We start from the raw sequence: 14,997 nt of genomic DNA, 5'->3' as shown, positions 1-14,997 counted from the left end.
CGGCCCCTGACTCAACGAGCAGGGGTACCCCCGGTGAACAGCTAGGGCATTTGTGTGATCAAGCCTCGCAGAAATGCCAGGTCGACCTCTTCCAGGGACGAGACGACGGTCCGCCCCTCGGCCGGGCCGATGGGTGCGACGGAGGGTACGGCGACGACACGGCAGCCCGCGGCCTCGGCGGCGGCGACACCGGTCGAGGTGTCCTCGACCACGGCGCATCTGGCCGGATCCGCGCCCAGTCCCGCGGCGGCGAGCAGATAGGGGTCCGGGAAGGGCTTGGTGCGCGAGACCTCGTCGCCGGCGATGGAGAGGGTGAAGTGGTGCGGGCCCAGCACGGACAGCACACGGTCGATGATGCGCCGGTGGGAGGCGGAGACCAGGGCGGTCGGGATCTCGTACTCGTGCAGCTCGGCGAGGAGCCGGGCGGCGCCCGGCATCAGCGGCAGGGCCCGGCCGATCCGGTCCTCGAAACCGTCGTTGAGCAGCACGGTGAGTTCCGGCAGGGAGATGTCGGCGCCGGTCGCCTCGATGAGGAAGCCGGCGCTGCGGGTCATGGGGCCGCCGACCACGACGTGCCGCCATGTCTCGTCGAGGGTGTGCCCGAGGGAGGCGAAGACCTCCACCTCGACGTCCCACCAGAACCCTTCGGTGTCCACCAGGGTGCCGTCCATGTCGAGGAGCACCGCCTGCAGGGCGGAGCCTTCGGCCGTACGGGTTCCGAGCGCGGGGACCGTACTGGTCATCCGGGCGCACCTCCTTGAGGGACGACCAGGCCGGTTCCCCGGCTGGGGAACCGGCCTGCAGTGGACCGACCAGTGTACGACTTATCCGATCAGTGTGCTGAGTGAGACACGCGTCACCGTGCGTTGAAGTACTTCGCCTCGGGGTGGTGGATCACGATGGCGTCCGTGGACTGCTCGGGGTGGAGCTGGAACTCCTCGGACAGGTGGACCCCGATCCGCTCGGGCCGGAGGAGTTCGGCGATCTTGGCGCGGTCCTCCAGGTCGGGGCAGGCGCCGTAGCCGAGGGAGAAGCGGGCGCCCCGGTACTTCAGGGCGAACATGTCCTCGATGCCGTCCGGGTCCTCGCCGCCGAAACCGAGTTCGGCGCGGACCCGGGCGTGCCAGTACTCGGCGAGTGCCTCGGCCAACTGGACGGACAAACCGTGCAGTTCGAGGTAGTCGCGGTAGGCGTTGGCCTCGAACAGTTTCGCGGTCCGCTCGCCGATGCGTGAGCCGACGGTGACGACCTGGAGGCCGACCACGTCGGTCTCGCCCGACTCCTCCGGGCGGAAGAAGTCGGCCAGGCACAGGCGCCGGCCGCGGCGCTGGCGGGGGAAGGTGAAGCGGGTGCGCTCGTTGCCGCGCTCGTCCAGGATGATCAGGTCGTCGTCCTTGGACACGCAGGGGAAGTAGCCGTAGACGACGGCCGCCTCCAGCAGGTTCTCGGTCTGCAGCTGGTCCAGCAGACCGCGCAGCCGCGGACGGCCCTCGCTCTCCACGAGTTCCTCGTACGACGGTCCTTCCCCGGTGCGGGCCTGCTTCAGCCCCCACTGGCCCTTGAACAGCGCGCCTTCGTCCAGCCAGCTCGCGTATTCCTTGAGCTGGATGCCCTTGATGACGCGGGTGTCCCAGAAGGGTGGGGTGGGCACGGGGTTGTCGGTGGCGACGTCGGAGCGGACGTTGCCCTCCTGCGGGCGTTCGGCGACCTCGACGGCGGTGGTGGCCCGGACCCGGCGTTGTTTCAGTTCGGGCAGCCGGGCCCCGGGCACGCCGCGTTTGACGCCGATCAGGGCGTCCATCAGGCGCAGGCCCTCGAAGGCGTCGCGGGCGTAGCGGACCTCGCCCTGGTAGATCTCGTGCAGGTCCTGCTCGACATAGGCGCGGGTGAGTGCGGCGCCGCCGAGGATGACCGGGAAGCGGGCGGCCAGGCCGCGCTGGTTGAGTTCTTCCAGGTTCTCCTTCATGATCACCGTGGACTTCACCAGCAGTCCGGACATGCCGATCACGTCGGCCCGGTGTTCCTCGGCCGCCTCCAGGATCGCCGCGACCGGCTGCTTGATGCCCAGATTGACGACGTTGTAGCCGTTGTTCGACAAGATGATGTCGACCAGGTTCTTGCCGATGTCGTGGACGTCGCCGCGCACGGTGGCCAGCACGATCGTGCCCTTGCCCTCGGCGTCCGACTTCTCCATGTGCGGCTCGAGGTAGGCCACCGCCGCCTTCATGACCTCGGCGGACTGCAGGACGAACGGCAGCTGCATCTGCCCCGAGCCGAACAGCTCACCGACCACCTTCATGCCGTCCAGCAGCGTCTCGTTGACGATGTCCAGGGCCGGACGGTCCTCCAGGGCCGCGTCCAGGTCGGCCTCCAGACCGTTCTTCTCACCGTCGATGATCCGGCGCTTGAGACGCTCGTCCAGCGGCAGCGCGGCCAGTTCCTCGGCCTTGCCCGCCTTCAGCGACTTCGCCGTGGCACCCTCGAACAGCTGCATCAGCTTCTGCAGCGGGTCGTAGCCCTCGGCGCGGCGGTCGTAGATCAGGTCCAGGGCCGTGGTGACCTGCTCGTCGTCGAACCGGGCGATCGGCAGGATCTTCGAGGCGTGCACGATCGCGGAGTCCAGCCCCGCCTTCACACACTCGTCCAGGAACACACTGTTGAGCAGGATCCGGGCGGCCGGGTTCAGGCCGAAGGAGATGTTCGACAGGCCCAGCGTGGTCTGCACCGCCGGGTGGCGCCTCTTCAGCTCACGGATCGCCTCGATGGTGGCGATACCGTCCTTGCGGGACTCCTCCTGACCGGTGCAGATGGTGAAGGTCAGAGTGTCGATGAGGATGTCCGACTCATGAATGCCCCAGTTCGACGTCAGGTCCTCGATCAGCCGCTCGGCGATCTCCACCTTCTTCTCCGGGGTGCGGGCCTGGCCCTCCTCGTCGATGGTGAGCGCGATCAGCGCGGCGCCGTGCTCCCGCGCCAGCCGGGTGACCTTGGCGAACCGGGAGTCGGGGCCGTCACCGTCCTCGTAGTTCACCGAGTTGATGACCGCGCGGCCGCCCAGCTTCTCCAGACCGGCCTGGATGACGTCGACCTCGGTGGAGTCCAGGACGATCGGCAGCGTGGAGGCGGTGGCGAAACGACCGGCCAGCTCCTCCATGTCCGCCACCCCGTCCCGGCCGACATAGTCGACGCACAGGTCGAGCAGGTGCGCACCCTCACGGATCTGCTCCCGCGCCAACTCCACACAGTCGTCCCAGCGGCCCTCCAGCATCGCCTCGCGGAACTTCTTCGACCCGTTGGCGTTCGTACGCTCACCGATGGCCAGATAGGAGGTGTCCTGACGGAACGGCACCGTCTGATACAAGGACGCGGCCCCCGGCTCCGGACGCGGGTCACGCGCGGTGGGGGTCAGACCCCGGACCCGGTCCACGACCTGACGCAGATGCTCCGGCGTGGTGCCGCAACAGCCGCCGATCAGCGACAGCCCGTAGTCCCGGACGAAGTTCTCCTGCGCATCCGCCAGACCCTCCGGACCCAGCGGGAAGTGCGCACCGTCCTTGGTCAGGACCGGCAGGCCCGCGTTCGGCATGCACAGCAGCGGGATGCGCGAGTGCCGGGTCAGGTAGCGCAGGTGCTCGCTCATCTCGGCCGGACCCGTCGAGCAGTTCAGGCCGATCATGTCGATGCCCAGCGGCTCCAGTGCGGTCAGCGCCGCACCGATCTCCGAACCCAGCAGCATCGTGCCGGTGGTCTCGAACGCCATCGAGCAGAGCAGGGGGACCTCGATGCCGAGGGCCTCCATGGCGCGCCGGGCACCCAGGATCGAGGCCTTGGTCTGCAGCAGATCCTGCGTGGTCTCCACGATCAGCGCATCCGCGCCGCCCGCGAGCAGGCCCTCGGCATTGGCCTGGAAACCGTCCCGGATCGTCGTGAAACCGACGTGACCGAGGGTGGGCAGCTTGGTGCCGGGACCGATGGAGCCGAGGACCCAGCGCGGCCGGCCGTCGCCGGCGGCGAACTCGTCCGCCACCTCACGGGCGATGCGGGCGCCGGCCTCGGACAGCTCGTGGACGCGGTCGGCGATGTCGTACTCCGCCATGGCCGCGTGGTTGGCCCCGAAGGTGTTGGTCTCCACGCAATCCACACCCACGGCGAAGTACGCCTCGTGGACGGAGCGCACGATGTCGGGGCGGGTGACGTTCAGGACCTCGTTGCAGCCCTCCAGCTGCTGGAAGTCCTCAAGAGTCGGATCCTGCGCCTGCAGCATGGTGCCCATCGCTCCGTCGGCGACCACCACACGGGTGGCAAGCGCCTCGCGGAGCGCGGACACACGGGTCCGGCTGTCGGCGGAAGGGGACGTTGGCAACGAGGCCATGAAGGGGCTCCCTGAGGTGCGACGGCTGTCGGCTATGCGGCTTCCCTGCCGGGCAGGGCTTGCCGCACGGCGCCAGAGTAACCGGGAGTGGGCTTGGATGGGCAGCGGCGTCCACGAACCGGACGTGGGTGGCGCCCGTGCCACGACAGTTCACGTGTGATGCAACAGGAGCCGTCCGACCATTAGCGGGAGGTCGGCATGGACCGGTAGTGTTCGACATTGCCGAACGGCGGTACGACGCGCCTGGGCAGTCGAAGGGGACGGAGGCAGAACGGCGATGGCACGGAACATCCAGTCGCTCGAACGGGCGGCCGCGATGCTGCGGCTGCTCGCGGGCGGCGAGCGGCGACTCGGCCTCTCGGACATCGCCTCGTCGCTCGGCCTCGCCAAGGGCACCGCCCACGGCATCCTGCGCACCCTCCAGCAGGAGGGGTTCGTGGAGCAGGACGACGTCTCCGGGCGCTATCAGCTGGGCGCCGAGCTGCTACGCCTCGGCACCACCTATCTGGACGTGCACGAACTGCGGGCCAGGGCCCTGGTGTGGGCCGACGACCTGGCCCGGTCCAGCGGTGAGAGCGTGTACCTGGGCGTCCTGCACCAGCAGGGCGTCCTGATCGTGCACCACGTCTTCAGGCCGGACGACAGCCGGCAGGTGCTGGAGATCGGGGCCATGCAGCCGCTGCACTCCACGGCGCTGGGCAAGGTGCTGTCGGCGTACGACCCGGTGGCGCACAGCGAGGTGCTGGAGAGCGACCGGAAGCCTTTCACCGACCGCACCGTGTGCGATCCCGGCGACTTCGAGCACCTCCTGGACATCACGCGCGCGCGTGGGTACGCGGCCGACGTGGAGGAGACCTGGGAGGGCGTGGCGTCGATCGCCGCCCCCATCCACGACCGGCGTCGCATGCCGGTGGGCTCGGTCGGCATCACGGGTGCCGTGGAACGGCTGTGCCCGGAGGGCGAGCTGCGGCCGGAGCTGATCGCGGCGGTGCGGGACTGCGCCCGCGCGGTCTCCCGGGATCTGGGCGCCGGGCGGTTCTGAGCCCCGGCGGCTGTTTGTAGGAACGACCGGGACGCCAGGCGGCGTTCCGGCCCTCGGCCTACCCTGAAATGGACAAACGCGACGAGATCGTACGTCCGTGCACGAAGGTCGATAACCCGCAGCGATCAATAACGATCCTGTTTTCGATAACAGAACTCTTGACGCACGCGTAACGCCGAAGCAAGACTCCCGTCCATCGGTCGGCATTGTCGAACACCTACCGGCATTACGCGCTAGAGTGTGACAACGCCAAGGGCCGGCATCGCTCTCACCCCCGAGGGCGCCAGAACCCCCGGCGGGACCAGGGGTTCGGGCTATCCCTGGACGAAGGACAAAGGAGTCGCGGGTGTCCAGCTCCGACATCTTCATCGGCGAGACCATCGGTACCGCCATACTCATCCTGCTCGGCGGCGGCGTCTGCGCCGCCGTCACGCTGAAGGCCTCCAAGGCCCGTAACGCCGGCTGGCTCGCCATCACCTTCGGGTGGGGTTTCGCCGTCCTGACGGCGGTGTACATCTCCGGACCGCTCTCCGGTGCGCACCTCAACCCGGCCGTCACCGTCGCCCTGGCCATCAAGGACAGCGACTGGAGCAACGTTCCGACCTACTTCGCCGGCCAGCTGCTCGGCGCGATGATCGGCGCGGCTCTGGTCTGGGTGGCCTACTACGGCCAGTTCCAGGCGCACCTGACCGACAAGGAGATCGTCGGCGGTCCGGGCGCGCAGGCCACCTCGGCCAAGGCGGTCGAGGCCCAGGAGAAGGGCGCCGGCCCGGTCCTCGGCGTCTTCTCCACCGGTCCGGAGATCCGGCACGTGGCGCAGAACCTCGCCACGGAGATCATCGGCACCGTCGTGCTGATCCTCGCGGTCCTCACGCAGGGCCTGAACGACAAGGGCAACGGCCTCGGCATCCTCGGCGGCCTGATCACGGCCTTCGTGGTGGTGTCGATCGGTCTGTCGCTCGGCGGCCCGACGGGCTACGCGATCAACCCGGCCCGTGACCTCGGTCCGCGCATCGTGCACGCCCTGCTGCCGCTGCCCAACAAGGGCGGTTCCGACTGGAGCTACGCCTGGATCCCGGTGGTCGGTCCCCTGATCGGCGCCGCTGTCGCTGCAGGCATCTACAACGTCGCTTTTGCTTAAGAAGCTTTAGGAAGCCCCGAGTCTTCGAGCACGCGCCGTACGTACAGCCACACCACCACGGACCTTTCAGGAGCACACAGTGACCGACGCCCACACCGCAGGCCCGTTCATCGCCGCGATCGACCAGGGCACGACCTCCTCGCGCTGCATCGTCTTCGACAAGGACGGCCGGATCGTCTCCGTCGACCAGAAGGAGCACGAGCAGATCTTCCCGAAGCCGGGCTGGGTCGAGCACAACGCCAACGAGATCTGGACCAACGTCCAGGAGGTCGTCGCCGGAGCCATCCAGAAGGCCGGCATCACCCGCGACGACATCAAGGCCATCGGCATCACCAACCAGCGCGAGACCACCGTGCTGTGGGACAAGAACACCGGTGAGCCCGTTTACAACGCCCTCGTCTGGCAGGACACCCGCACCGACGCCCTGTGCCGGGAGCTGGGCCGCAACGTCGGCCAGGACCGCTTCCGCCGCGAGACCGGCCTGCCGCTGGCCTCGTACTTCTCGGGCCCCAAGGCCCGCTGGCTGCTGGACAACGTCGACGGCCTGCGCGAGCGCGCCGAGGCCGGCGACATCCTCTTCGGCACCATGGACACCTGGGTCATCTGGAACCTGACCGGCGGTGTCAACGGCGGCAAGCACGTCACCGACGTCACCAACGCCTCCCGCACCCTGCTGATGAACCTGCACACCATGCAGTGGGACGACAAGATCGCCGAGTCCATCGGTGTCCCGCTGCAGATCCTGCCGGAGATCCGCTCCTCGGCCGAGGTCTACGGCGAGGTCACCGGCGGCAAGCTGGGCGACGTGCTCGGCGGCATCCCGGTCGCCTCCGCGCTCGGCGACCAGCAGGCGGCCCTGTTCGGCCAGACCTGCTTCTCCGAGGGCGAGACCAAGTCCACCTACGGCACCGGCACCTTCATGGTGATGAACACCGGTGACAAGATCATCAATTCCTATGCCGGTCTGCTGACCACGGTCGGTTACAAGATCGGCGACCAGCCGACGGTCTACGCCCTCGAGGGCTCGATCGCGGTCACCGGCTCGCTGGTGCAGTGGATGCGGGACCAGATGGGCCTGATCTCCACTGCCGCCGAGATCGAGACGCTCGCGCTCTCGGTCGAGGACAACGGCGGCGCCTACTTCGTGCCGGCCTTCTCCGGTCTGTTCGCCCCGCACTGGCGCTCCGACGCCCGCGGTGTGATCGCCGGTCTGACCCGGTACGTCACGAAGGCGCACCTCGCGCGCGCCGTCCTGGAGGCCACCGCCTGGCAGACGCGGGAGATCGCCGACGCCATGGTCAAGGACTCCGGCGACGAGCTGGTGACCCTCAAGGTCGACGGTGGCATGACCGCCAACAACCTGCTGATGCAGACGCTCTCGGACGTCCTGGACGCACCGGTGGTGCGCCCGATGGTCGCCGAGACCACCTGCCTCGGCGCCGCCTACGCCGCCGGCCTCGCCGTCGGTTTCTGGTCCAGCACCGACGAACTGCGCGCCAACTGGCGCCGGGCCGCGGAGTGGACCCCCCGCATGGACGCGGAGACCCGCGACCGTGAGTACAAGAACTGGCTCAAGGCCGTCGACCGGACCATGGGCTGGATCGAGGACGAGAGCTGAGCGCCCCTAGACGGCTCAGACATCTCTGACGAGGAGTAAGTACCCGACATGACCAGTCAGTCCACCCTGCAGTCCGTACCTGCCCTGGGGACCCACCCGGCATCCGGCTCGAACCCGAGCCGGGCCGAGACCAGGGAGCAGCTCGCCAAGGCGTCGTACGACCTTCTTGTGATCGGCGGCGGCATCCTGGGCATCTCCACCGCCTGGCACGCCGCGCAGTCCGGGCTCAGGGTGGCGCTGGTCGACGCCGGCGACTTCGCCGGCGCCACCTCCTCCGCCTCCTCCAAGCTGCTCCACGGCGGTCTGCGCTACCTGCAGACCGGCGCGGTGAAGCTGGTGGCGGAGAACCACTTCGAGCGCCGTGCGGTCTCCCGCCAGGTGGCCCCCCACCTGGCGAACCCGCTCACCTTCTACCTCCCCGTGTACAAGGGCGGGCCGCACGGCGCGGCGAAGCTCGGCGCGGGCGTCTTCGCCTACTCCGCGCTCTCCGCGTTCGGTGACGGCGTGGGCCACCTGCTCTCCCCCGCCAAGGCGGCGCAGGACGTGCCCGAGCTGCGCACCGAGAACCTCAAGGCCGTGGCCGTGTACGGCGACGACCAGATGAACGACGCCCGCATGGCGCTGATGACGGTCCGCGCGGCCGTCGAGTCGGGGGCGGTCGTCCTCAACCACGCCGAGGTCACCGGCCTGCGTTTCACCAACGGCCGGGTGACGGGTGCCGAGCTGAAGGACCGGACCTCCGGCGACGAGTTCGGCGTCAACGCCCGTCTCGTCCTGAACGCGACCGGCCCGTGGGTCGACCACCTGCGCAGGATGGAGGACGCGAACGCGGCGCCGTCCATCCGCCTGTCGAAGGGCGCGCACCTGGTCCTGAAGCGCACCTCGCCGTGGAAGGCCGCGCTCGCGACCCCGATCGACAAGTACCGCATCACCTTCGCCCTCCCGTGGGAGGACATGCTGCTGCTCGGTACCACCGACGAGGAGTTCGAGGGTGACCCGGCGGACGTGTCCGTCACCGAGAAGGACGTAGCCCAGATCCTGGACGAGGCCGCGTTCTCGGTCCGGGACCAGCAGCTCCGGCGCGAGCTCATCACCTACGCCTTCGCCGGCCTGCGGGTGCTGCCGGGCGGCCCCGGCGACACCGCCAAGGCCAAGCGCGAGACCGTGGTGACCGAGGGCAAGGCCGGCATGCTGTCCGTCGCCGGCGGCAAGTGGACGACGTTCCGCCACATCGGCCGGACGATCATGAAGAAGCTGGAGGCGCTGCCGGGTCACCCGCTCGGTGACGATTTCGAGCCGATCTCCTCGCTGCCGAAGAAGCTGCCGCTGCCCGGTGTCGCCAACCCGCGCGCGGTCGCCCACCGTCTCCTGGTGGACGGCCCGGCCCCCGGCCCGCGCATGGCCGCCGACACCGCCAAGCACCTGGCGACCCACTACGGCTCCCTGGCGTTCGACATCGCCCGCCTGGCGAACGAGGACCCGGAGCTGGCCGAGCGCGTCCACCCCGACGCCCCGGAGATCTGGGCGCAGGTCGTGTGGGCCCGTGATCACGAGTGGGCCGAGACGGCGGACGACGTGCTGCGCCGCCGGACCACGCTGACCATCCGCGGCCTCGCCACGGACGACGTCCGCGCCAAGGTCCAGGACCTGCTCGACAAGAAGTGAGCCCGCCGCCGGCCTCCACTCCCTGACCAGGGCCGGCGGCACGAGGGACGGCCCCCGCCGCACCGGGGCCGGACTCGATGAGAGGGGCGGCTCCACGCCGATGGAGCCGCCCCTCTCGCGCGCCCTGCCGTCGTCCGCGGATGCCCGTGAACCGGCGGTCGGCACCGGGTGCGTGAACCGGCGGTCGGCACAGGGCGGTTGAGCGTAGCGTCGTCCTTCGCCGCTCCAAGCCCCTCCATGCCCATGAGAGCAAGATTCCAGCCGACACCTCCATTGTCATGAACCTGCGGTCCGAGGGCCGGATCGCAGCCCTCATGGAGGTGTGGGATGCACCGCAGACTTGCCACCGGTCTCGCCGCCTCGGCGCTGGCCTTCCTCACCGTCACCGCCACCGCCACCGCGGCCGAGGCAGTTCCCGCCGACAAGCCCCAGGCGCTCGCCAACTTCACCCAGACCAGCGGGTCCAGCTACAACGCGTGGGCCGCCGCCCGCGCGAACCAGTCGGCATGGTCCGCCTACGCGTTCGACTGGTCCACCGACTACTGCTCCTCCTCGCCGGACAACCCGTTCGGCTTTCCCTTCTCCATGTCCTGTGCCCGCCACGACTTCGGCTACCGCAACTACAAGGCGGCCGGCACCTTCAGCGCCAACAAGTCGCGCCTCGACAGCGCCTTGTACGAGGACCTCAAGCGCGTGTGTAACTCCTACAGCGGGGCCACGAAGACCGCCTGCAACAGCACGGCGTGGACCTACTACCAGGCCGTCAAGGCCTTCGGCTGACGAGTCCTTGCCCGCTCCCCCGACCGGCCCCCGGTCGCGCCCGCACAAGGTGCCGAGACATCGGATGCCCGGGCGGCAGGGGGCCGGTCGTGGCATGCACCGACGAGGCGACGCCGGTCGCGCTGGGCGCCGAGCCGTCGGTGGAGCAACTGGTCGCGGCGGGGCCGGAGTTCCACCGGTGCATCGTGCAGAGCGCCGGCAACTCGGTGCTGTGCTCGCTGCCGGACGGCAGCCCCGTCGGGGTGCGGGCCGTCCTGCCGGTGCCGGCTCGTCGTGGCCGGTCTCTGTCTCCGCGGCGCATGCCGGACACGGTCCCGCGGCGCTCGAGCGGACCCACTCGCCCGAGTCGGAGCGCCGGTGTGTTCCCCAGCAGCGAACGGGGCAGTGATCCGGGCATCCCCCGGCCCGGGGGGCTGCGGACGCCCCCGCCGGACGCCGTAAGGTTGGTGAGTCAAGCGAGGGCACGTCGGAAGGAGGCACTGGGTGATCGAGCTGGAGGGGGTTCCCGAGCTGATCGACCCAGTCATGGTGGCCGCGTTCGAGGGCTGGAACGATGCCGGTGACGCCGCCTCCACGGCGGTCGCGCATCTGGAACGCGAGTGGAAGGGCGAGGTCTTCGCGGCGCTCGACGCCGAGGACTACTACGACTTCCAGGTGAACCGGCCCACGGTGTTCATGGACGCCGGTGTGCGCAAGATCACGTGGCCGACGACACGGTTGTCGGTGGTCCGGGTCGGCGGCGAGAAGCCGCGCGATCTGGTGCTGGTCCGCGGCATCGAACCGTCCATGCGGTGGCGCTCGTTCTGCAACGAGCTGCTCGGCTTCGCGCACGAACTGGGCGTGGAGCTGGTGGTCATCCTGGGCGCCCTGCTCGGTGACACCCCGCATACGCGGCCGGTGCCGGTCAGCGGGGTCACGTCGGATCCCGACCTGGCCCAGCGCATGGACCTGGAGGAGACCAAGTACGAGGGGCCCACGGGCATCGTGGGCGTCCTGCAGGAGGCGTGCACGCACGCCGGCGTCCCGGCGGTGTCGCTGTGGGCGGCCGTACCGCACTACGTCTCCCAGCCGCCCAACCCCAAGGCCACGCTGGCCCTGCTCAACCGGCTGGAGGATCTGCTGGACCTGCGCGTCCCGCAGGGCGAGCTGCCCGAGGACGCGCGCGCCTGGCAGGTGGGCGTGGACCAGCTGGCCGCGGAGGACAGCGAGGTCGCCGAGTACGTCCAGACGCTGGAGGAGGCCCGGGACACCGCGGAGCTGCCGGAGGCGTCGGGCGAGGCGATCGCCCGCGAGTTCGAGCGGTATCTGCGGCGCCGGGACGTGGGCCCTCCGGGCGGCAAGCCGAGGCCGCCGCATGCCTCCGGCGGTTCGGCCGACGAGGAGGACGGTTCGGAGGACTGAGGGTACGGAGGTCTGCGTACGGAGAAGGGGCGGTTCCCGTGTGGGGAACCGCCCCTTCTCGCTGTGGGCGCCGCGCTATGGGGTGCCGTGACGGGTCGTCGGGCGTCTGCGGGACCGTGGTGGCAGGTCGCGCAGTTGCCCGCGCCCCTTTGGGGCGCGGGTCCGCGCGGCGTTCAGAGTGCCACGCCCAGCAGAGCGTCCACCGCCCTCGTGACCAGGCCCGGAGCGGCCGCGTCCGTGCCGCCCTCCTGCTCCTGGCGGGCCGTCCAGCGGTCCACCGCGGTGAGCGCGGCGGGGGCGTCCAGGTCGTTCGCCAGGGCCTCGCGGATCTCCTCCACCAGTGCGTCGGCGGACGGGCCGTCGGGCCGGGAGACGGCCGCGCGCCAGCGGCCGAGGCGGTCGACGGCGTCCTGCAGGACCTGGTCGGTCCACTCCCAGTCGGCGCGGTAGTGGTGGGAGAGCAGGGCGAGGCGGATGGCGGCGGGGTCGACGCCGTCGCGCCGCAGCCGGGAGACGAAGACGAGGTTGCCCTTCGACTTGGACATCTTCTCGCCGTTCAGGGCGACCATGCCGGCGTGGACGTAGGCCTTGGCCATGGGGAACTCGCCGGTGATCACCTGGGCGTGGGAGGCGCCCATCTCGTGGTGCGGGAAGGCGAGGTCGGAGCCGCCGCCCTGGACGTCGAAGCCCATACCGAGGTGGTCGAGGGCGATGGCCACGCACTCGATGTGCCAGCCGGGCCGGCCGCGGCCGAGGGAGCCGCCGTCCCAGCTGGGCTCGCCGGGGCGGGCCGCCATCCACAGCATGGGGTCCACCGGGTTCTTCTTGCCCGGGCGGTCGGGGTCGCCGCCGCGTTCGGCGGACAGCAGCCGCATGGCGGCCGCGTCGAGGTTCGAGACCTTGCCGAAGTGCGGGTCGGACTCGACGGAGAAGTAGACGTCGCCGTCCAGCTCGTAGGCCGCGCCGAGTTCACGCAGCCGCTCCACGAGCGGGACGATGCCGGGTATCGCCTCGACGGCGCCTATGTAGTGCTGCGGCGGGAGCATCCGCAGGGCGGTCATGTCCTCGCGGAAGAGAGCCGTCTCCTTCTCGGCGAGGGCGACCCAGTCGACGCCGTCCCGGTCCGCGCGCTCCAGCAGCGGATCGTCGACGTCGGTGACGTTCTGGACGTAGTGGACCTGCCGCTTGGTGTCGAGCCACACGCGCTGAACGAGGTCGAACGCGTTGTAGGTCGCCGCATGACCCATGTGGGTCGCGTCGTACGGGGTGATGCCGCAGACGTAGATGCGGGCGACGGGACCGGGGTCGAGGGTGACGAGGCCGCCGGTCGCGGTGTCGTGGATCCTCAGGTCGCGGCCCTGACCAGGCAGGGCGGGGACCTCGGAAGCGGGCCAGGCATGCATGTACATGAGCCTAACCGGCGCCGAGCGGCGCATACGAACGGGATCAAGCCTGATGACCGGTTCTGCGTTCTTGTGTCTCGGCGCCAGGTGTGCTCACACCGGCGGCCAGGGGATGGCCGGCCACTGGCCGTTCGGCTCCGGGTGCAGGCCCGAGGCGAGCAGTGTGTCGACCCGCGCGCGCGTGGCGTCGATCTCGGCCGCGGTGATCAGCGGGGCCAGCCGCTCGCCCAGCTCCCCGTCCAGGCCGTCGCGCAGCCCCTCGAGGACGTCGAGGGCCTCCGGGGTGAGCGGTTCACCGGCCCAGCCCCACAGCAGCGTGCGCAGCTTGTCGTCGACGTTGAAGGTGACGCCGTGGTCGATGCCGTAGAGCCGGCCGTCGGCGGTGGGCAGCAGGTGGCCGCCCTTGCGGTCGGCGTTGTTGATCACCGCGTCGAGGACGGCGAGCCGGCGCAGCCGCTCGTCGTCGGCGTGCACCAGCAGCGCGGTACGGCCCTCGCCGACCTCGGCGAGCCCGATGGCCTTCCAGCCCGGTTCCGGTTCCTCACCGTCGACCAGGGCGAGCAGCTCGGCCTCCGGGCTCACGTCGATCCACAGCTGCACCATGCCCTCGCCGTAGGGTCCGTCGCGCAGCACGGTCGGCGGGACGAGTCCCCAGCCGGTGGTCTCGGAGACGGCGTAGGCGGCCACCTCCCGGCCTGCCAGCGTGCCGTCGGGGAAATCCCACAGCGGGCGCTCCCCGGCCACGGGCTTGTACACGCAGGAGGCTTCCCGGCCGTCGTGGGCGACCGTGCAGAACAGCGCCGCGTTGGACGCCTCACGGATCCGGCCGCGCACGGTGAGTTCCCCGTGCGTGATCAGCTCGGCGGCGGCCGTGTCGGCCGCCGCCGCCGTGGGCGTCACGCTCCGCGGCGGTATCCGTTCTGGCGCGGACATACGTGTCCTTCCGGATCGAGCGGGAGGCTGCACAGCGGGCACGGCGGCCGCCCGGCGTTGACGACGTCGAGGGCGCGCTTGGCGAAGGCCCGGGCCTGCGCGCCGGTCAGCCGGACCCGCAGCATCGGGGGCCCGTTCTCCTCGTCCTGGAGCAGGCGCTCCTCGGCCTCGGCGAGGTCCTCCTCGGTGTCGGCGTCCAGCTCCACCAGGGCCTGGGCCTCGACGATCATGCGCTGGTCCTCGCCGTCCCAGGCCAGTGCCATGGTGCCGACGCGGAACTCCTCCTCGATGGGGGTCTCCAGCGGGGCGGTGTCGGTGATCTCCGAGGGCGCCATGGCGGGGACGGCCGCGCTGCCGCCGCTACGCCGTACGACCTCGTCCAGGAGTTCGTCCATGCGCTCGGCGAGCGCGGCGACCTGGGTCTTCTCCAGGACCACGCTGGTCACCCGGGGGCCTGCGATGGCCTGGAGGAAGAACGTACGGCGCCCGGGCAGTCCGACCGTGCCGGCCACGAACCGGTCCGGCTGGTCGTAGAGGAACACCTGACGGGACACGTCCTGTCTCCATTGATTCGTGAGTTCGGGCGGGGTGGGCCATGCGGATGGGGGACTGGGTGGACCGCTTCACCCTACTGCGGCCGAC

The 14,997-nt window shown here is 70.2% G+C and carries 11 protein-coding genes and 1 pseudogene; 7 read left to right on the top strand and 5 right to left on the bottom strand.

Features of this window, described 5'->3' with window-relative positions; genetic code table 11:
* Positions 1-41: 41 nt before the first annotated feature.
* Together ACZ4SF_RS16295 and metH are read right to left on the bottom strand one after the other, a co-directional pair.
* Complete coding sequence (locus ACZ4SF_RS16295) at positions 42-743, bottom strand: HAD family hydrolase (protein WP_468384108.1); 702 nt, start codon at positions 741-743, stop codon at positions 42-44.
* A gap of 113 nt (positions 744-856) precedes the next feature.
* On the bottom strand, positions 857-4,372 hold the full coding sequence (gene metH / locus ACZ4SF_RS16290; protein ID WP_468384105.1) for a methionine synthase: 3,516 nt from the start codon (positions 4,370-4,372) through the stop codon (positions 857-859).
* Between the two features lie 277 nt (positions 4,373-4,649).
* Between metH and ACZ4SF_RS16285 the strand changes: the two genes are divergently transcribed.
* The 7 genes and pseudogenes from ACZ4SF_RS16285 to ACZ4SF_RS16255 all read left to right on the top strand — a co-directional run bounded on the left by ACZ4SF_RS16285 (position 4,650) and on the right by ACZ4SF_RS16255 (position 12,019).
* The gene (locus ACZ4SF_RS16285; RefSeq protein ID WP_468384104.1) at positions 4,650-5,414 is read left to right on the top strand and encodes an IclR family transcriptional regulator; all 765 of its coding nucleotides are present in this window, start codon (positions 4,650-4,652) and stop codon (positions 5,412-5,414) included.
* Between the two features lie 346 nt (positions 5,415-5,760).
* Complete coding sequence (locus tag ACZ4SF_RS16280; RefSeq protein WP_468384101.1) at positions 5,761-6,555, top strand: MIP/aquaporin family protein; 795 nt, start codon at positions 5,761-5,763, stop codon at positions 6,553-6,555.
* 79 nt (positions 6,556-6,634) lie between these two features.
* Positions 6,635-8,173, top strand: a complete 1,539-nt coding sequence (gene glpK / locus ACZ4SF_RS16275; RefSeq protein ID WP_468384098.1) for a glycerol kinase GlpK — start codon at positions 6,635-6,637, stop codon at positions 8,171-8,173.
* A 48-nt stretch (positions 8,174-8,221) separates the two neighbouring features.
* Positions 8,222-9,838, top strand: a complete 1,617-nt coding sequence (locus ACZ4SF_RS16270; RefSeq protein ID WP_468384095.1) for a glycerol-3-phosphate dehydrogenase/oxidase — start codon at positions 8,222-8,224, stop codon at positions 9,836-9,838.
* Positions 9,839-10,165: 327 nt separating this feature from the next.
* Entirely contained in the window at positions 10,166-10,618 is a 453-nt protein-coding gene (locus tag ACZ4SF_RS16265; RefSeq protein ID WP_468384092.1) for a phospholipase, read from the top strand.
* A gap of 119 nt (positions 10,619-10,737) precedes the next feature.
* Positions 10,738-10,848, top strand: a pseudogene (locus tag ACZ4SF_RS16260) (GntR family transcriptional regulator); the annotation flags it as partial.
* A gap of 253 nt (positions 10,849-11,101) precedes the next feature.
* Positions 11,102-12,019, top strand: coding sequence for a PAC2 family protein (locus ACZ4SF_RS16255; RefSeq protein ID WP_468384090.1), 918 nt, complete (start codon positions 11,102-11,104; stop codon positions 12,017-12,019).
* A 173-nt stretch (positions 12,020-12,192) separates the two neighbouring features.
* On the opposite strand, the gene mshC is transcribed toward ACZ4SF_RS16255, so the two are convergent.
* The 3 genes from mshC to ACZ4SF_RS16240 form a co-directional block, all read right to left on the bottom strand.
* On the bottom strand, positions 12,193-13,422 hold the full coding sequence (gene mshC, locus ACZ4SF_RS16250) for a cysteine--1-D-myo-inosityl 2-amino-2-deoxy-alpha-D-glucopyranoside ligase (protein ID WP_468384087.1): 1,230 nt from the start codon (positions 13,420-13,422) through the stop codon (positions 12,193-12,195).
* A 93-nt stretch (positions 13,423-13,515) separates the two neighbouring features.
* Positions 13,516-14,355: an SCO1664 family protein gene (locus tag ACZ4SF_RS16245; RefSeq protein ID WP_468384084.1), complete on the bottom strand. Its 840-nt coding sequence runs from the start codon at positions 14,353-14,355 to the stop codon at positions 13,516-13,518.
* Positions 14,319-14,909, bottom strand: coding sequence for a DUF3090 domain-containing protein (locus ACZ4SF_RS16240; protein WP_468384081.1), 591 nt, complete (start codon positions 14,907-14,909; stop codon positions 14,319-14,321). Before ACZ4SF_RS16240 ends, ACZ4SF_RS16245 begins: the two co-directional genes overlap by 37 nt.
* Between the last annotated feature and the right edge of the window lie 88 nt (positions 14,910-14,997).

The organism is Streptomyces sp. NPDC027663 (genome assembly GCF_055566415.1).
The sequence above is the reverse complement of the archived record's forward strand: the minus strand, read 5'-3'. Positions and strand labels throughout refer to the sequence as shown.